Raw genomic sequence first — 17,572 nt, forward strand, 5'->3', positions numbered from 1 at the left:
TGATAATCCTTATCAATTAAAGTAGAATAGTAATCAATGATTATCATTATCAATTAGAGGTGAAAAAATGAAGAAATCCATTACGCTGTTTACAGCGATCTTATCTATTTTTTTCTTATTAATAGGTTGCAGTGCAAAGGGAAACGAAAAAGCATCCGCAACGAAAACAGAAAAAGGAACAGACAAAATCGAAATTACCGATTTCTCAGACAGAAAGGTAACATTTGATAAAAATCCAGAGAGTTTTGCAACATTAAGTATGGGGGACATGGATATTATTCATACTTTGGGTGGCAAAGTAATAGGTCGTCCAGATACAAAGTTAACTCTTCCAGAAGATTTAAAGAAAGCACAAGTAATTGGGAATGCACATCAGCCAAACTTTGAACAAATTGCTAGCTTAAAGCCGGATGTACTTGTTGCTAATAATGGGTTCCAAAAAAATATTCCAACGGTTGAAGGGCAAGGAACAAAAGTAATCATTTCTTCAGCCAACTCTGTAAAAGACATTCAAAAGAGTATTGAAATGTATGGAACAGTAATGAAAAAAGAAGATAAAGCAAAAGAGCTTAATCAGAAAATTAATGATCAAATGAAGAAATATGAGAAAAAGAGCGATGTTAAAGCGTTGCTAGTTTATGGAGCACCAGGTACTTATTTAGCAGCATTACCAACTTCTCTATCAGGTGATATTTTAGAAAAAACAGGCGGGAAAAATATTGCAGCTGGTTTTCCAGAAATGAAAGAATATCCGCAATATGCACAGTTAAGTGTAGAACGTATTATTGAAGCAAACCCGGATGTGATTTATTTAATTACACATGGAGATCCCAATAGCGTGAAAAAAGCATTTGAAGGCGAAATGATGAAAAATGAAGCGTGGAAAAATTTAGAGGCAGTCAAACAAAATCACGTCGTTATTTTACCACCAGATTTATTTGGCTCAAATCCTGGAACAAAAGTGATAGAAGCGATGGACTTTATGTATAAAAGTATACAAGATGTAAGGAAATGATAAGCATGGAGAGTAGTGAAATAGTAAGAGAAAAGAAGCATCCTTTTGCAAAGAAAAGATGGATGATAACAGTTACTTTAGTTGTATTAACTGTTCTAGGTCTTTTTTATGGCCTTTTTGCAGGAAGTTTAGCCTTTTCTTTACGAGACATTATAGTGGGAATACAAGATGAGGGTTCGACAGTTCATCGAATTGTATGGGATCTTCGCATACCGAGAGTGCTCGTTGGTTTTATTGTAGGAACATGTTTAGCTGCATCAGGAGCGTTATTGCAAGGGGTTATGAGAAATCCTCTTGCAGATCCTGGCATTATCGGAGTTTCATCAGGAGCAGGTCTTGTAGCAATTATAATCATGATTTTATTTCCTCAGCATATGGCATTCTTACCACTAGGAGCTTTTTTAGGAGCTTTTATTACAGCAATGGTCATTTACGCACTATCATGGCAAAAGGGTGCGCCACCTTCACGAATTGTATTAGTAGGTGTTTCAATAAACGCCTTAATTGGTGCAGCGACTTCAGCGTTAATGTTATTACATAGCGACAAAGTACAATCAGTTCTACCGTGGTTAGCTGGTGGTATTGGTGGTGTGAGTTGGGCACATTTAAATATGATTATTTATTATGCGATATTCGCTATTGTATTAGCTTTCTTCGGTATTAAACATATTCGAGTATTAATGCTTGGGGATGAAATGGCCAAATTATTAGGGCATAACGTGGAAAGAAGTCGGTTTTATTTAATAGTAGTAAGTACAATGTTAGCTGGAATAGCAGTTAGTGTTTCTGGTCTTATTGGATTTGTCGGTCTCGTTGTACCACATATGCTACGTTTATTAGTCGGAAATGATTATAGATATTTGCTGCCATTATCATGCCTTGGTGGCGGAATATTACTTGTTTTCGCAGATGCGATAGCTAGAAGTTGGTTTGATCCAATCGAATTACCAGTTGGTATTTTATTGTCCTTCTTAGGTGGTCCGTTCTTCTTATATTTAATTCATAGAGGAGGAAAACAACGTGATTTCCGTTGAAAAAGTGTTTTACGCACATTCTGAAAGATTTCTAATGCAAAATATGAATGTACATATTAAAGCTGGGGAAATCGTTAGTTTAATCGGTCCAAATGGATCGGGGAAATCTACTTTGCTTCGTTTAATGGCAAGACTACTTAAACAAAGCGAAGGGGAAATCATTTTAGATGGGGAAAATATTCATACGATGAAGAGTGCCGATGTAGCGAAGAAATTAGCGATGTTACCACAAATGCATGATCATCAATTAGATTTAACAGTGAAAGAATTAATCGAATTTGGAAGAGGCCCCCATAAATCATGGAGCGGTCGCTTAAATAAAGAAGATGAAGAAATTGTTGATTGGGCATTGTCTGTTACAAGTCTTGAAGGGTATGAATATCGTCTTTTACAGTCTTTGTCCGGAGGAGAAAGACAACGGGCTTGGATTGCAATGACGCTAGCACAACGTACAAATGTCTTATTGTTAGATGAACCAACAACCTTTTTGGATATCGTTCACCAGTTGGAAGTAATGGAACTTGTGAAACGCTTAAATGAAGAGTTTGGTATGACAATTATAATGGTTTTACATGACATTAACCAAGCGGCTCAATATAGCGATCGTTTACTCGTATTAAAGCGAGGGAAGATTCAGTATGACGGCGTACCAGAAGAAGTACTATGTCATCAAATGTTTCAACATGTATTTGGCATAGAAGTAGATATTTTTCACGGAAGCGACAAGCCATTTTTTACACCGAAACGAATTTCTAAAAAAGGGGAATCGAGATGCAAACAGAAGAGCGTATTACCACTGAATTAGTAAGAGAATTTGTTATGGCAGCTCACGGTGATCTAGAAAAAGTACAGGAGCTTTTGGCCGAATCACCTAGCTTACTTCATGCTTCTTATAATTGGGGCGGATCAGATTGGGAAAGTGCGTTAGGGGCATCGGCACATGTAGGGCGTAAAGATATTGCTTTATATTTACTGGAAAAGGGTGCTCGAATGGATATTTTTGTAGCGGCTATGCTTGGTGAACTTGAAGTTGTACAAGCCATTTTAGTAGTACAACCAGAAGCATTATTTGCACCTGGCCCGCATGGCATCTCTCTTCTTCAACATGCACGAATGGGTGGTGAAAAAGCTCAGCGTGTATTTGAGTACTTAACAGTGCTTTCTTAATGACCGCAAAGTTCTTATGTGCGGTAAACTTTCCACTCAAAAGATTGGAAGGTTTACCGCCCGTTAGAACGGGATAAGTATCTAGTATATTTGGAAATCCTACACCCCCCTCAATTGTAGTTTTCCTTATGCTAGTTATGATATGGATGAAGTAGACAATATTTGTCTACTTCTTTTTTTACGTTTGTAAAGAGTGAATATTCTATATTTTAATGTTGGTTCATTTATAATAGAGAGTAACACGTACTATACATACAAAATATGATCATGTAATCAAGAACAGCATGCTGGGAAGGAGTTTAAAAATGTTCCATACAGATCGCCTACAATTCCGCAAATATACAATGGATGATTTACAGTTCTATGCTTCGTTATGGGGGAACGAGAAAGTAATGCGCTATATTGGAAATGGGACGTTAAAAACATATATGCAATGTAAAAAAAGTTTGGAGGAGTGGGTGCTTCCAAGTTATAAAAATGGTCTCGGTTTATTTGTAATGATTGAAAAGGAAACTGGGATACGAATTGGTCATGCAGGACTTGTTAAGCAGAAGGTAGATGGAAAAGAGGAAATTGAAATTGGTTATTGGTTACTTCCTCAGTATTGGGGGAAAGGGTATGCGAAAGAATCAGCGGCAGCATTTCGAGACTACGGTTTCCAAGCATTACAAATGAATAAATTAATTTCTCTTATTAACCCGAACCACCCAGCTTCAATATTTGTCGCCAGAAAAACAGGGCTTAGTTATGAGAAAACAACTTCATTTCATGAGATGGATGTTCTCGTTTATTCCATTAAGCGGGTTGGATGAAAAAAGGTGAATTGCATCTTTTGGAGAATGGTATATAAAAATAAAAGGAGGGATTACATGTATATTTACCATAATGGACTTATTATTCGTGAGGGAACGAACGGTGTACCAGCATATGCGATTAAGACATTATTTGAAGATGCTGGCTGGAGTAATGACAATATCCCTTCTTGGCAAATTGAAAAGTTTACGATTGCATTTGAAAATTCAACATGGGCTTTCACAATTTGGGATGAAGAAGAAATGGTCGCGATGGTTAGAGTGATTTCTGATCAAATCATGGTTGCTAACATAGTAAATTTAGTTGTGAAGTGTGAGTATAGGGGAAAAGGGTTAGGTAAGAAACTTGTAGCTCTTTGTTTACAAAAGCTTCCGCATGGCGATTGGTTTGCACATACATCTGCTAACAATTTTGATTTTTATAGAAGTTGTGGTTTTGAAGTAAGAGAGTTATCAAGAAATGGAACATGTGCGTATTATGGGTATCAAGTGGCAAAAAAGGATGGGCATCGATAAAATTATAAGGTAGTGAAGAAAAAGGATTGCTATTTTAATAATATAAACTGAACTGAGACTTATTTTATGATAAAATAAAAGAAAATTCAGTTTATTAAACGGGGGATAAAAATGAATGTAAAAGTCGGGGATGTATTTAAATACGAAAGAAAGTTTACCGAGGAAGAAGTTTTTGAATTTGCAAATATTACAGGTGATAAGGGTAGACATCATATGGAATATGATGAGAATGGACGATTAATGGTTCACGGTTTATTGACTGCTAGCATTGGGACGAAAGTAGGAGAAGAGTTACATTACATAGCGAGGGAATTGGTAAGTGAGTTTATTAGACCAGTTTTTACAGGAGATACGATTACTTGTGAATTAACTTTAACAAATATTGAACAAATGGAAGGATATAAAAAAGTTTCAATTGAGTCAGTTTATCGCAACCAACAGGAAAAGACCGTACTAGTTGGAACAAGTTATGGAATTATAAGGGAGTAAAAAAGAAGCCTGTTATGAAACAGGCTTCTTTTTTTATCATTTAATAAACACGCTTTCGATTTTCCGCATGACTAGAGATAAGTAATAGCGCAGACTCTTCACCTATATTGCGGACAATATGAGGAACGCAAGCATTCCACGAGAAAGAATCACCTTCTGTTACAACCGCGATATCTTCACCATGTTGAACTTCTAGCTTTCCGCGTAATACAAGGTGACACTCTTCACCTTCATGAGCATTTGGTGAATTTTCTTTCGGAAACCCGGCGGAAATTTCTACTAAAGATAAGCGAAGACCACCTTGCTCTGCAACATGCTCAATTCTTTGTTCATCTTTACCATACACACTGTATTTGCGTTCTTCTTTTTTTACAATTTTTAAACGATCTTTTTGTTCTAACAATAAATATGGAAGGGGAACATTTAAAAAATTAGAGATCGTTTCTAAAGTTGAGATAGACGGTGATGTTTTATTGTTTTCAACCTGACTCATAAAGCCTTTAGAAAGACCTGTTCCTTCACAAATTTGGGCAATCGTAATACCTCTGCGTTGACGAATTTCACGAATTGCAGAACCGATATTCATAAAATCAAGCTCCTTTTTGTAAACAACTATTTGTATCATAGCAAAAAAAAAATATTTTATCTCATAAAAAATGAATTGACGAATAAAAAAAATTAGTGTATGTTTTGTAATGTAAATAAAAGTTTTGTATAAGAAAACTATAAAGGAGAGAGAGAAATGAATCAACATATTAGTAACTTAATTATTCGTATCGTGTTAGGGGTAACATTCTTTATGCACGGTTTAACAAAATTCCAATCAGGAATTGACAATATTGCAGGGTGGTTTACAAGCATTGGTTTACCAGGAGGACTTGCATACGGTGTAGCAACAGTTGAATTAGTTGGAGGTCTATTGTTAATTCTAGGTTTAGGTGTAAGATATATTGGATTATTATTTGCACTTGTTATGGTTGGAGCGATTGTGAAAGTAAAATGGTCAGCTGGCTTGTTAGGAGACGGGAAAAATCCTGGGTTTGAGTTAGAACTTGCATTATTAGCAATGGGTGCTTACTTATTTGTTGCAAAAGCTGATGGTTTTATAGATAATTTCTTAAAAGAGAAAATGTCAAAGAAGAACTAATTTAAATGGGGGTATAACAAGATGAGCTTTCAACTTCATCCCGAAACAACACTTGGGGTTGTTCATTTATATGTATCAAATATAAAGAAGTCGCTAGAGTTTTATACGGAAGTACTAAGCATGAAGGTACTAAAAGAAGAGGAAGCAGTCGTTACATTTGGGAATGAAAATGATGAACCACTCCTTATCATTGAAGAAAAGAAAGAAGCTTTTCCGAAACAAAGAGGAAGAACAGGGTTATATCATTACGCAATTTTATTACCAAATAGACAAGACTTAGCGAACATTCTTCGTCACCTTGTAGAGATGGTATATCCACTGCACGGTGGAGCCGATCATTACTTTAGTGAAGCTCTTTATTTAGCTGATCCAGATGGAAATGGGATTGAAATTTATCATGATCGCCAAAAAGAAGTTTGGCGTGATGAGAATGGAGAGCTACCATTTGTTAGTAACCCGTTAGCTGGTGAAGAATTATTACAGCAAGGAAGTGTATGGAATGGGTTCCCGGCGGGTACTGTGATGGGACATATTCATTTACATGTAGCTGACTTAGAAGAAGCGAAACGTTTCTATGTTGATGGTCTTGGTTTTGATGTAACAATCCCAGCTCGTAATGGAGCGCTGTTCGTATCCGCAGGTGGTTATCATCACCATATTGGCTTAAATACATGGCAAGGTGAAGGGATACCACCGCAAATGCCAAATTCCGTTGGCTTGAAGTATTTCACAATTGTACTAGCGGATGAAAAACAAAAAGAGCAAGTATGTGAAAGCTTAAAAAATATTGGCGAGATTGCTACGTATAAAGATGGAATATTACAGGCCAAGGATCCATTTGGACATTGTATCCATTTAAAAATAAAAGGAGAAGCCTAAAAAAGGCTTCTCTTTTTTACTTTCTTATAATTGCTTTTTCGTTTTGTAAAAATAGGTCATCAAATTGCTTCGCAAGTTCAAAATCTAGTTTCGTTAAACCTTTTGCATTCCAAGATGACAAAGTAATAATGACTGCTTTATACTGGATAAGGATAAATGGATGGTGATTATGTTCTTCTGATAGTTTGGCGGCTTCAGAGACAAATTCGACTCCTTTTAAGTAGTCGGAAAACATATATTTTCGTTCAATCCATTTTTCATCTTTTACCATCCATTTATCTACCTTCAATAATTCCTCTTGAACTTCTTCTTCAGTTAATCGTAGCATCATTTTCCACATCCTTTACCTGTAGTAGCGCAAGACCATTGTTAATAAGGCGTGTTACAGCTTCATCAGTTGTGAAAGTAGAAAGTTGCTTTAATAAGGCTGCTGATGTTTCATGCCCTTTGTTATGTTGTAAAAGTAATTCTAAAATTTCAAGACGAAGCAACCATTCTTTCGGATAAAATTTATTTAATACTTCTTGGATTGCTACTAATTGATCAGCGTGAGCATCGTGTAAAATATTTTCGTTACGAATATCCCGAACTGTTTGATACATACGTTCAAGCTCAGTCAGTACAAGCGGATCAGGAGTTTTTTGTATTTCTTCATCCATCGGGAAGAATGCGGCTGCATCTGCTGCTCCTGGGAATACGGAAGTAATTGTTGAACCAACAGCCATATCAAATGCTCCCCATGAAGGATCGAATAATAAACGATCTTTATGAGTAACTGTGCAATCCATAAAGGAGATAAGAGCAATCTTTTCATTATTCTTTATAATGTTTGTTACTGTTCCTTTTACATGAATGCCACTTGCAAAAGTAAGTTCTACACTATTTCCAATTGTAATACCTAATGACTGTAACTTTTCTTCTGTACAATCTTCTAATGTGATATTACCCTCTAGTAATCCGACCGGTGTGCCAAATCCATCGTTGTGTACAGATGTAGAATGATTTGCTAACTGTTTATTATGAATTGCTAATGCAGTTGGTGTATTTGTTCTCATATAAATGACTTCACCAGTATCATTTTTAATTGTCTCTGTAAATGTGCCGGTAATTTGTAATCCGCTACTTAGCTCAGCTGTAGCATGATTTTCGGAGCGAATTGCTTTTTCTAATCCCTCTGTGCCACCTGTTTTGAATGCCATCGTTTCAGAGAACTTCTCAAGTGCCTCAGTCAACTCTTCAAATGATTCACAAACAAATAACTGTGGCTGCATTTTTGTCACGTCATAAGTTGTCCCTGTGCAGGCTTCAATTGAGAATGGAACTTTTTCTACAGCATCTGTTAAGCAATGCTTGCTTTCACCGACAGAGGAAAGGAGACCAGCACCGTAGATTTTTGGAGCGTCTATATTTCCAATCAATCCGTATTCCACTGTCCACCAGAAAAGACGTGAAATTTGTTCTGCTTCTGATAAACCGGAAACTAAGTTTTGTTTTTCGATTACAGTATTTTCAGCAACTTTAACTTCTTCAGGTGTAGAAGTCGGGCTTTCTTTTACAATCGTTAATGTACGAACAGCTTCAAAAGCCTCATGTTCTTCTTTTGTTGAGAAAGCTTTCGCTCCAATTTGTCCAAAGCGCTTCACATATTTTGCATATGTAGAATCAAGTAAAATCGGTGCATGTCCTGCTGCTTCATGAACGATATCAGGAGCAGGGGTATACTCGATATTTTCTACTTTACGAATATCTGTTGCGATTGGTAGTAATCCGTGCCCTTGAAAATCGAAGAATGCTACGCCAGGAATAAGTCCGTCAATCGTTACAGCCCCCCAGCCACTTGGTGCTAAACAATCATTCATTTCTTCTACTTTTGGGATTGCATCTATATTAATACCAGATGATTGTAGTCCGTTAACATAGGATGGATGAGCAACATCTTTTAAGAAGCTATGGTTTTGTCTCATAATGTAACGCCAAACAGCGTGATTCACCGGTGTGTATTGATCATAATGCTGTGTAGATACGAATGGTTTTAAATGTGATGGAATATCTGTTTTCTTTGTCATTTAGACGTCCTCCTTTTTCTTTATCAAAATGAATACCGGTTTCGTATAGCTTGTACCACATCCTTTCAAAATTGTAAGCGCTTATAAAATTTTATCATAAGATTCGGAATTATTTAACATTTGTTTCTGTGAGAAATAGAAAAAGCCCCCATCGGAACATCCGATAGGGGCGAAAGAATCGCGGTACCACCCTATTTGTAAGTGAAAATATACTTACATCTCAACTAATGATAACGGAAAAATTCCGTCTTTTCCTTCATGCATAAAAGCACTACGAAAAAGAAGCTCCAGAATTGTAATTCGTACTTATATATGTGCTAATTCCCACCGACCATTAGCTCTCTGAAACAGGGATATAAGATACTACTGCGATTCTTTCAACGCATAATATATGAATTTATTTAAAAGGGAAGGGCGCAAAAAAGCCCCTATCGGAAAATCCGATAGGGACGATAAAAATCGCGGTACCACCCTATTTGTAAACAGAAAAATTGTTTACCACTCACTTTAAGATAACGGAAAGATCCGTCTTTCTCTTCATGCATCATGTGCACTACGGGAAAGAAGCTCCAGAATTGTAATTCACGCTTGTATATGTACTGATTCGCACCAACCATCAGTTCTCTGAGACAGGGATATAAGTCGCTACTAGTATTCCTTCAAAGCCGATATATAATTCGTTCAACTAAACTATGTTTTGTATTATAAAACTATATTTAAAAACTTGTCAACAATAATTTTATCCTATCCAAAAATCGACTTTAAAGTAAAGCGGTTAGGTGGGGAGTCTTATTGCCTGTTAATGCGGGATGAAATTTGCATATAGTAAGCAGAATATGAGGAATGCTATAAGGGAAATGGAGGGGGCGTATGAAAGGGTTTATCGTGAACAGTAGTGTGGTTTTGTTCATTTTTTTATCTTCAATTTCTAGTACTAGTGCGGAACATAATGGAGCAAAAGTTGCTTTTATTCGTCATCATGACCTTTGGATTAAAGTTGATGGGAAAGAAAAACAAATTACAAAAGGTGAGTACATAACAGGGCCGAAGTGGTCGCATAATGGAGAATGGCTTGCATATGCAAAGGGAACGAAGCAAAACAACCTTGAGTTGTACCAGCTGAAAGATGGAAAGAAAGTTAGGCCGTTACAATCTGAAGTATCGAACTATCAATGGTCACCGGCTGAGAATGTAATTGCATTTGTATATGCGCGTACATTAAATACGTTTGACGTCCAAAAAAAGAACGCAGATTTTGAAAATGTATCGGGTGGTGTAGGGGATTATGCATGGTACCCTGATGGAAAGAAGTTTCTTGTATCTTCCGAGGCGTACTTACTTCCAACCGGATGGACAGGAGCCCAGCTATATGAAGTGCAAAAGGATGCCCATATGAATCCACATAAAATGAAACATTTGTATGCATTACCAAATGAACATGATGATTTTCTAGCGCTAGTTGCAAGTGGATTTAAGTGGTCACCAGATCGAAAGTGGATCTCATTTTTAGCGGTACCGACAGCATCCTTGTCAGCTGATAGTAATACACTTTGCTTAGTTCGAGCAGATGGCAGTCGGTTTGAAAAAGTAGATCAAATGCTATTAAACACACAATGGTTCCAATGGGCGCCATCAAAAAATATATTAGCCTATATTGAAGGAAGCGGGAGAGTTGCATTAGAGAATAAACATTTAAAAGTAAAAGAATTTCCAGCACTTCAGCAGAACACATTTACCCCAAAAGGATATGTTGATTGGGATTTTACATGGAAGAGTGATACAGCGATAATCGTTTCAAGGGCGAAGGAAGCGGATTTATCACCCGAGTTAGAAAAAAGACCATTCCCATCTTTATATGAGATAAATAGCACAAACGATGAACAGCATCAAATCACAAAGCTATCTAATAAGCAAGGCGATTATCATCCCAACTTCTTGAAGAAGAGCAACCAATTAATATGGATACGTTCAGACCGTAAGAAAGCTGATGTATGGATTGCTCATAGTGATGGGAAACATGAAAAGAAGTGGATTGAAAATATAGATGTACCAGAGTGGTATTACGAGAAATGGAATTGGGAAAATGTTATCTCGGTGAAAGAAGAATAAAAAAACTGCCTAAAAGATCATTTTAGGCAGTTTTTTATTATTATTTATGTGTTTTATTTGGCTTTTTTTTCGCTGGGTTTCCGTTCCCTTGGCGTTTTCTATTTTGTTCATCTTTTGCTTGTTTTTCATGTAAAGTATCTAAAAAGTCATTTGAGTTACTCATTTTTATATCTCTCCTTTTTTCATTTCGTCCTAGTTACTATAACCATTTAGGAGGATAATCATGAGATGAAAATTAAGCGCTTAGCTTTCTTCGGTAGTATACGTAAAATAGTCCATACGTCATGAATAACATAAGTAAAACTTGTACCTCTACATTTTCTTTTAAAATAGTTGCGACAGGGTCTGGTAAGTAAGGTGATGTATTGCCCGTTCCTACACCTAACCATTTATTTAAGAGGTTAATGATACAAAACATGAAAACACCAGACCAGCTTGCAATAACGGCCTTCTGCTTAATTTTTGTTTCACGTTCATCATCTGTAATCCAAGGGTTAGCGGTTTTATCACTACTAAAAAATCCATTTCATATTTGTATTCCTCCCCTTATTGTAAAAAGTATTTTACATATATAATTGTAATGTTTTCCAAATATTGATGTCAAAAACTTTTTACATTCTGCTTTTTAAAATAGCAGGAGTAAAGAAAAAAATAGGGAAGAAATATGTGAGACCATTTTCTAGTGAGAGGAAGAGGAGAATGAAACTTGTCTTTGTTCGGCATGGTGAAGGTGAGCATACGAAAGATTTACCATTAAGTTTACAAGCAGTGAATCCACCATTGACGAGTGTGGGAAAGAAGCAGGCTAAATTGCTTCAGTACGATGTACCATTGCAAGAAAAGGATATATTAATCGCTAGTCCTACACTTCGAACTTTACAAACTGCGACAATATGGAGTGCGAAAGTAGCTTGTCAAAAAATCGTTCATCCATATATATCCCCGCGTATTTTTCCTTATCGGGAATCCGCCAAAACATTGCCATGCGATCAATTGTTAGATGGAAATATAATTAAAAATTTATTTCCACATTTTTCATTAGAAGAAAGTATGAATGAATTGTTATGGAATGAGGGAATTAATATCATCTCAGAGAAGGAATTTCAGCAAATAGTAGATGAATTTCTACATTGGTGCAATCAGTTAAAAGCGGAAAAAATTTGTATCGTTTCACATGATGGAACAATTACAGCGTATAGGCAATATTTGCAGAAAGTCGCTTTAACTAGAGCGGATTTTTTGAACGAAACGGGTATGTATGAAATTGATTTATAGGGTAGGGAATTTGTAATGGAAGAGTTAGGAGAAAATGTATACGACTTAAACGAGCAGAGGGTATACTTTGGCGTAGCGGAAATTAAGTAATATGCAAAATTGCATATTACACATATTGTAAATGATTGGTATGAGTTTGGGGAGTTGAAACTAGTAGAATCGATTATTACATAATGATGCAAAATCGTATGTTAGCTCGATAGATTATGTAGATGGGAATGCAGCACTTATGTTTACAATACGCTTATTTTACAGGCTTATTAACCATAACAAAACGTTAGGAGAAGCTGTTCGAGAAGCGAGATTAATCGATGAGGAGACATGTACATTTCGAGTATATAAACAACATGAAACGCATTTGTTCTATATTCGAATGAATGCGTTTCACATTTAACTCACATTTTTTTTACATTTTCTTCAATGAAAATGATTATCACTTGTGGTATGATATGTTCAAGTTTTTACAGGTAATAAAAGTTACTAAATAAACGTTAGTATTTAATGTTTTTTATGTATGTCACAAATTATTCATAATTAACATTTTAAAAGTAAGTAACTAATGTTATTATATTATCTGTAACTGATTTAATTACAACTTTAGGAGGAAGATATGATTATTCAATTTTTAAGAGAAAACAAAGCAGTTTCTTTTGTATTAGCGATAGTTCGAGTGTATCTTGGTTACACATGGTTAATGGCTGGAATCGGTAAACTACAAGGAAAAGGATTCGATGCAACGGGTTATTTACAAGGTGCAATTGAAAAATCTAAAGGAGCACAACCGGCTGTTCAATCTTGGTGGGCATCATTTTTACAAGAATTTGCAATTCCAAATGTAGATCTGTTTAATACACTTGTAACGTGGGGAGAAATTTTAGTCGGAATTGGTTTAATTGTAGGCTGTTTAACAAAAACAGCGGTCTTTTTTGGTCTTGTAATGAACTTTTCCTATATGTTTAGTGGGTCAATTGGTGTGAACCCTGAGATGGTTATCTTATCTATGTTCGTTCTTGTTTCGGGTATGAACGCGGGGAAATTTGGAATGGATGGTTTCGTTATCCCGAAAGTATTAGGATCAAAAACTCAAAAACGTCAAAAGCAAGCTGCTTAATATATGAAAACGGGTATCTCAAAATGAGATACCCGTTTATTTTTCAGCACTTATAGGATTTTTCTCGAAGAAATCTTTTACATACCCTACAAATTCTTGTGGCTCTTGACGAAATGGTGCGTGATAACCTTTTTCAATAATATGGAAAGTGCTATTTTTTAAGAATTGATGATAAGTTTCTCCTTCTTTCCAAGAAACGCTACTATCATTTCTTCCCCATATAATTAAAGTGGGTTGTTTAATTTCATTTGCATTGATTTGAAGACGTCTAGGCCATAATTTCATTTTATTATAATGCTCTTCATCATTACGCTTGAATTTAACTTTGCTCTCGTCATAATCTGCAATAGAAGAAACGGCACTTAAATCGGTCGACAACTCTGGTTTTGGTGAACCTTGTTTATTAACGAACGTATGAGGGCCGCCTGTAGCATCAGTTAAAATAAGATGGGTAACTGCTTCAGGGTATAAATATGTTAAATTAAGAGAAATTTCTCCGCCCATTGAATGCCCCAGTATTGCAAATGAATCATAACCTAGTTTTTTCATTAACTTATAGTACAAATTTGCATGGGTTGGGAAAGAGTAATAAAAATCCATCGGCTTAGAGGAACGTCCGAATCCTAAAGCATCCACAGAAATAATTGTATGGTCTTTTGCTAAATCTGAGTAAACCTTTTGGAAACCATCTGATGATCCTCCAAATCCATGGATCATAAGTAAAGGTGGTTTTTCATCACCAATCTTTTTAAAGTAAATCGTTTGACCATCTATCTCTACCATTTTTTCCTCGGTAGCTAGTTTCGCTGTCATTGTATTTTTAACTTGTTTTACTTGTTCTACTGACTTTTCTGCTGCACTACATCCTACTAATAGTGTAAGAGTAAGACAACCTACCATAAAATAGCTAAATCGCTTCAATTAGTTGTCCCCTTTCTAACATAACGCTGCATCTATCATAGCAAATAGCATATTACGATTTCCAGGAAGTTTATCACCATTTTTTATCATAAGAGGTGAAAGAAGTGTTTCATGGAAATTTGCTGTTTGAAGAAATTTACGAAACGTATATTGTGAATGTGGGGCATCAATTCGTACTATGCCATTCCAACATTCACAAATCACTTTTAATAATTGAATAGCATCCTCCTCTTGTTTTGCGATAAGTGGATTGATACATAATATATTGCCTTTTTGTATGCATAAAGAAAAAGCTTCTATACAGTTATTCCTTTCAATTTTAAAAGAGTGTACCGCTCTTGGTAACAGCGACGAGTAAAGTAGAGCGCGATTCGCACCAGTTGCAATTTGATCGAGAGAAGTAAGAGAAACAAGGTCTTTTTCTTCTACTTGTTGTGTAAGAACGGTATTTGTCTTAGAGGTCTGCTTTTCAAAACGATGAATCGTTGTTACTGTTTGAAATCCACATGATGTGTATAAGGGTTCGCCAGCTTTTGTTGCAATAAGTGAAATTGGTTGTTTTGGATGAGTATGTTCCAAACAACGATTTAGCAACATCCGTCCAATCCCTCTTCCTTGAAAATTAGGGTGTACGAGTAACATACCAATGGAGGAAAGGCTACTTTTAAAGGGAAATACTCCTCCAGTTGCAATTAGTTTGTTTTCATGAAGATAGCCGAAAAGTGTGCCGACAGAAAGGTACATTTCGAATTGTTTTTTCATAAAGGTTTTATCTTGTAGCCATCCAACAGATTTGCAAAGGTCGAGTAAATCAAAAATGAAAGATTTATTTAGATTTACTATTTTCATAAAAGCTCACCACATTTCTATTTATTTTCATGGAAATAGGTTCGAAATTAAAAATAAGAGATTTACGTTGTATGAAATCCAACTTGTTTATATGTAGTTTGTAAAGGGGACGATGATTGATACAGAAAAGACAAACTTATACAAATTATAACTGAAATTTACATAAGTTAACAAAAAATTTACATATAACTAATTTTCTCTTAACAGTCTTCGGTTAAATTTGATAGTGGGAAATGAATAACCTAATTAGGGGGACAAGACAGTGAAAAAGTTTGTAAAGAAAGCATGGCCATTTGCAGTTGTGGCGTCATTAGCAGTTACTTCGGTTGCGACATGGAATTTTACACGTTCTAGCGAGGTTAATGCAGATGAGAATGGAAGCAATGCAAAGATTAAAAATGTCATTGTATTAATTGGGGATGGTATGGGACCTTCATATATGACAGCTCATCGCTATATGAAAGACAATCCAAAAACATTTGAGATGGAATCTACAGAATTTGATAAACATCTTGTAGGGACACAAAAAACATATCCAGAAGATGAACATGAGAATATTACAGACTCTGCATCGGCAGCAACTGCGATGTCAGCAGGTATAAAAACATATAATGCAGCTATTGCAGTTGATAATGATAAAGCTGAAGTGAAAACAGTGCTTGAGCAAGCGAAAGAAAAAGGGAAATCAACAGGACTAGTTGCAACTTCTGAAATTACGCATGCAACACCAGCGGCTTTCGGTGCGCATGATATTAGTCGTAAAAACATGGATGCAATTGCAAATGATTACTTTGATGAGAAAGTAAAAGGTAAGCATAAAATAGATGTTATGCTTGGCGGTGGCGTAAATAACTTTGTTAGAAAAGACCGTAATCTTACAGAAGAGTTTAAGAAGTCTGGTTATAGTTATGTAACAGATCGTAATCAATTACTAAATGATAAAAGCGATCAAGTTCTTGGTTTATTTGCACCAGGTGGTTTAGATAAAATGATTGACCGTAATGATAAAACACCTTCATTAGAAGAGATGACAAATGCAGCGATTGAGCGCTTGAATAAAAATGAAAACGGGTTCTTCTTAATGGTTGAAGGTAGCCAAATTGATTGGGCTGGACATGATAATGATATTGTCGGCGCAATGAGTGAAATGGAAGATTTCGAAAAAGCGTTTAAAGCAGCGATTGAGTTTGCGAAAAAAGATAAAAATACATTAGTTGTTGCAACTGCAGATCATGCAACTGGTGGACTATCTTTAGGAGCGAATGGTGAGTATAACTTTAAAGTAGATCCGATTAAAGCTGCGAAACGTACGCCAGACTTTATGGCAAATGAAATTGTAAAAGGTGCAAATGTAGAAGAAACATTGAAAAAGTATATCGATTTACAATTAACACCAGAAGAAATTAAAGCTGTAAATGATATAGCTCCATCGAAAGATGTAACAAAGATTGATAATGCGATTGAAGATATCTTCAATAAGCGTTCGGTTACAGGTTGGACAACGGGTGGACATACAGGTGAAGATGTGAACGTATATGCATTCGGACCAGGTAAATACTTATTCTCTGGCGTTCAAGAGAATACAAACATAGCGAAACGTGTCTTTGATATTGTTGGCGGTGGCGACCCAAATAAAGGAAGACGTTAATTAAAGAAAGTGAGGCATTTTTGCCTCATTTTTTCTTTTTAGGAAGGGTGAAAAGATGAGCGGTTTTACGAGGAAATTAGGAGGCGCTATGCTAATTGGGCTATTGTTAGTTGGCTGTCAATCTACAGAGGAGCATGTAGAAAAGAAAACAGTTGCTAAGAAAATGGAAGAACGAGTACAGATAACGAGCGAAGAAGAGAGGGCTGTTCAAGGAGTTATTGAAGCATTTGTACGAACGACAAATGAAAAAAATATCACTGAGCATATGGCGTTATTTTCAAGCAAAATGATTGGTGCTGAAGACCTGAAAACACGGAAGGAAGCAGCATTTCAAAAAGGAAATAAGAAAATTGAATTGGAACATATAAATATGAAAGCTCTTAAAGATGGGCTTGTTATTGTGGAAGCAGAGGAAAAAGAAGTAGATGGGGAAGTCAGCCTTCAGAAGAAAACACAGTATGCACTTGGAAAAGAAGAAGAGCAGTGGAAAATTGAAGAGGTTCGTACGATAGAGAAGAAATAAAAAAGGTTCTC

21 protein-coding genes, 1 pseudogene and 2 other annotated features are annotated in these 17,572 nt (G+C 35.9%); of the genes and pseudogenes, 15 read left to right on the plus strand and 7 right to left on the minus strand.

Going from position 1 to position 17,572, the window contains the following annotated elements; translation table 11 throughout:
* Positions 1-67 precede the first annotated feature (67 nt).
* From KI356_RS03620 to KI356_RS03650, 7 genes are all read left to right on the plus strand, one after another.
* Positions 68-1,015 (plus strand): helical backbone metal receptor, encoded by a 948-nt coding sequence (locus KI356_RS03620; protein WP_128280886.1) that lies wholly within the window; start codon positions 68-70, stop codon positions 1,013-1,015.
* Positions 1,016-1,020: 5 nt separating this feature from the next.
* Positions 1,021-2,049 carry a FecCD family ABC transporter permease gene (locus KI356_RS03625; RefSeq protein WP_128280887.1) on the plus strand — a complete coding sequence of 343 codons (1,029 nt, stop codon included), beginning with the start codon at positions 1,021-1,023 and terminating at the stop codon, positions 2,047-2,049.
* Positions 2,036-2,854, plus strand: coding sequence for an ABC transporter ATP-binding protein (locus KI356_RS03630; protein WP_128280888.1), 819 nt, complete (start codon positions 2,036-2,038; stop codon positions 2,852-2,854). The genes KI356_RS03625 and KI356_RS03630 overlap by 14 nt, the downstream gene beginning before the upstream one ends.
* Positions 2,821-3,216: an ankyrin repeat domain-containing protein gene (locus KI356_RS03635; RefSeq protein WP_128280889.1), complete on the plus strand. Its 396-nt coding sequence runs from the start codon at positions 2,821-2,823 to the stop codon at positions 3,214-3,216. Before KI356_RS03630 ends, KI356_RS03635 begins: the two co-directional genes overlap by 34 nt.
* A gap of 284 nt (positions 3,217-3,500) precedes the next feature.
* A complete protein-coding gene (locus tag KI356_RS03640) occupies positions 3,501-4,028 on the plus strand; it encodes a GNAT family N-acetyltransferase (protein WP_080018471.1) in 528 nt (175 codons plus the stop codon).
* A 57-nt stretch (positions 4,029-4,085) separates the two neighbouring features.
* On the plus strand, positions 4,086-4,544 hold the full coding sequence (locus tag KI356_RS03645) for a GNAT family N-acetyltransferase (protein WP_002111948.1): 459 nt from the start codon (positions 4,086-4,088) through the stop codon (positions 4,542-4,544).
* 111 nt (positions 4,545-4,655) lie between these two features.
* Positions 4,656-5,033, plus strand: coding sequence for a hotdog family protein (locus KI356_RS03650; protein ID WP_088060057.1), 378 nt, complete (start codon positions 4,656-4,658; stop codon positions 5,031-5,033).
* A 40-nt stretch (positions 5,034-5,073) separates the two neighbouring features.
* On the opposite strand, the gene KI356_RS03655 is transcribed toward KI356_RS03650, so the two are convergent.
* Positions 5,074-5,619, minus strand: coding sequence for a helix-turn-helix domain-containing protein (locus KI356_RS03655; RefSeq protein WP_128280890.1), 546 nt, complete (start codon positions 5,617-5,619; stop codon positions 5,074-5,076).
* Positions 5,620-5,775: 156 nt separating this feature from the next.
* Between KI356_RS03655 and KI356_RS03660 the strand changes: the two genes are divergently transcribed.
* The gene (locus KI356_RS03660; RefSeq protein WP_128280891.1) at positions 5,776-6,180 is read left to right on the plus strand and encodes a DoxX family protein; all 405 of its coding nucleotides are present in this window, start codon (positions 5,776-5,778) and stop codon (positions 6,178-6,180) included.
* A gap of 21 nt (positions 6,181-6,201) precedes the next feature.
* Positions 6,202-7,059: a VOC family protein gene (locus KI356_RS03665; protein ID WP_128280892.1), complete on the plus strand. Its 858-nt coding sequence runs from the start codon at positions 6,202-6,204 to the stop codon at positions 7,057-7,059.
* Between the two features lie 16 nt (positions 7,060-7,075).
* On the opposite strand, the gene KI356_RS03670 is transcribed toward KI356_RS03665, so the two are convergent.
* Together KI356_RS03670 and KI356_RS03675 are read right to left on the minus strand one after the other, a co-directional pair.
* On the minus strand, positions 7,076-7,390 hold the full coding sequence (locus KI356_RS03670; protein WP_212934819.1) for a 4a-hydroxytetrahydrobiopterin dehydratase: 315 nt from the start codon (positions 7,388-7,390) through the stop codon (positions 7,076-7,078).
* Entirely contained in the window at positions 7,371-9,125 is a 1,755-nt protein-coding gene (locus KI356_RS03675) for an aromatic amino acid hydroxylase (protein WP_212934820.1), read from the minus strand. Before KI356_RS03675 ends, KI356_RS03670 begins: the two co-directional genes overlap by 20 nt.
* Positions 9,126-9,287: 162 nt before the next feature.
* Positions 9,288-9,515, minus strand: a binding site (T-box leader).
* Positions 9,516-9,567: 52 nt separating this feature from the next.
* Positions 9,568-9,797 (minus strand) — a binding site (T-box leader).
* Positions 9,798-9,995: 198 nt separating this feature from the next.
* Between KI356_RS03675 and KI356_RS03680 the strand changes: the two genes are divergently transcribed.
* Positions 9,996-11,234, plus strand: a complete 1,239-nt coding sequence (locus tag KI356_RS03680) for a TolB family protein (RefSeq protein ID WP_212934821.1) — start codon at positions 9,996-9,998, stop codon at positions 11,232-11,234.
* Between the two features lie 40 nt (positions 11,235-11,274).
* Here the strand turns inward: KI356_RS03680 and KI356_RS03685 are convergent, their stop codons facing one another.
* Positions 11,275-11,397, minus strand: a complete 123-nt coding sequence (locus KI356_RS03685; RefSeq protein ID WP_000071861.1) for a DUF4023 domain-containing protein — start codon at positions 11,395-11,397, stop codon at positions 11,275-11,277.
* A 72-nt stretch (positions 11,398-11,469) separates the two neighbouring features.
* Positions 11,470-11,721, minus strand: coding sequence for a phosphoglycerate mutase (locus KI356_RS03690; RefSeq protein WP_212934836.1), 252 nt, complete (start codon positions 11,719-11,721; stop codon positions 11,470-11,472).
* A 212-nt stretch (positions 11,722-11,933) separates the two neighbouring features.
* Between KI356_RS03690 and KI356_RS03695 the strand changes: the two genes are divergently transcribed.
* From KI356_RS03695 to KI356_RS03705, 3 genes and pseudogenes are all read left to right on the plus strand, one after another.
* Positions 11,934-12,509 carry a histidine phosphatase family protein gene (locus KI356_RS03695; RefSeq protein WP_212934822.1) on the plus strand — a complete coding sequence of 192 codons (576 nt, stop codon included), beginning with the start codon at positions 11,934-11,936 and terminating at the stop codon, positions 12,507-12,509.
* Positions 12,510-12,515: 6 nt separating this feature from the next.
* Positions 12,516-12,903 (plus strand): annotated as a pseudogene (locus KI356_RS03700) (hypothetical protein); the annotation flags it as partial.
* A 216-nt stretch (positions 12,904-13,119) separates the two neighbouring features.
* Positions 13,120-13,620: a DoxX family protein gene (locus tag KI356_RS03705; protein ID WP_212934823.1), complete on the plus strand. Its 501-nt coding sequence runs from the start codon at positions 13,120-13,122 to the stop codon at positions 13,618-13,620.
* Positions 13,621-13,656: 36 nt separating this feature from the next.
* On the opposite strand, the gene KI356_RS03710 is transcribed toward KI356_RS03705, so the two are convergent.
* Together KI356_RS03710 and KI356_RS03715 are read right to left on the minus strand one after the other, a co-directional pair.
* Positions 13,657-14,541 (minus strand): alpha/beta fold hydrolase, encoded by an 885-nt coding sequence (locus KI356_RS03710; RefSeq protein ID WP_128280899.1) that lies wholly within the window; start codon positions 14,539-14,541, stop codon positions 13,657-13,659.
* Between the two features lie 15 nt (positions 14,542-14,556).
* Positions 14,557-15,390 carry a GNAT family N-acetyltransferase gene (locus tag KI356_RS03715; protein WP_212934824.1) on the minus strand — a complete coding sequence of 278 codons (834 nt, stop codon included), beginning with the start codon at positions 15,388-15,390 and terminating at the stop codon, positions 14,557-14,559.
* Between the two features lie 262 nt (positions 15,391-15,652).
* Between KI356_RS03715 and KI356_RS03720 the strand changes: the two genes are divergently transcribed.
* Both KI356_RS03720 and KI356_RS03725 read left to right on the plus strand, forming a co-directional pair.
* Entirely contained in the window at positions 15,653-17,038 is a 1,386-nt protein-coding gene (locus KI356_RS03720; RefSeq protein ID WP_212934825.1) for an alkaline phosphatase, read from the plus strand.
* A 55-nt stretch (positions 17,039-17,093) separates the two neighbouring features.
* Entirely contained in the window at positions 17,094-17,561 is a 468-nt protein-coding gene (locus KI356_RS03725; RefSeq protein WP_212934826.1) for a hypothetical protein, read from the plus strand.
* Positions 17,562-17,572: the final 11 nt, after the last annotated feature.

The organism is Bacillus hominis (assembly GCF_018332515.1).
Taxonomy (GTDB): domain Bacteria; phylum Bacillota; class Bacilli; order Bacillales; family Bacillaceae_G; genus Bacillus_A; species Bacillus_A hominis.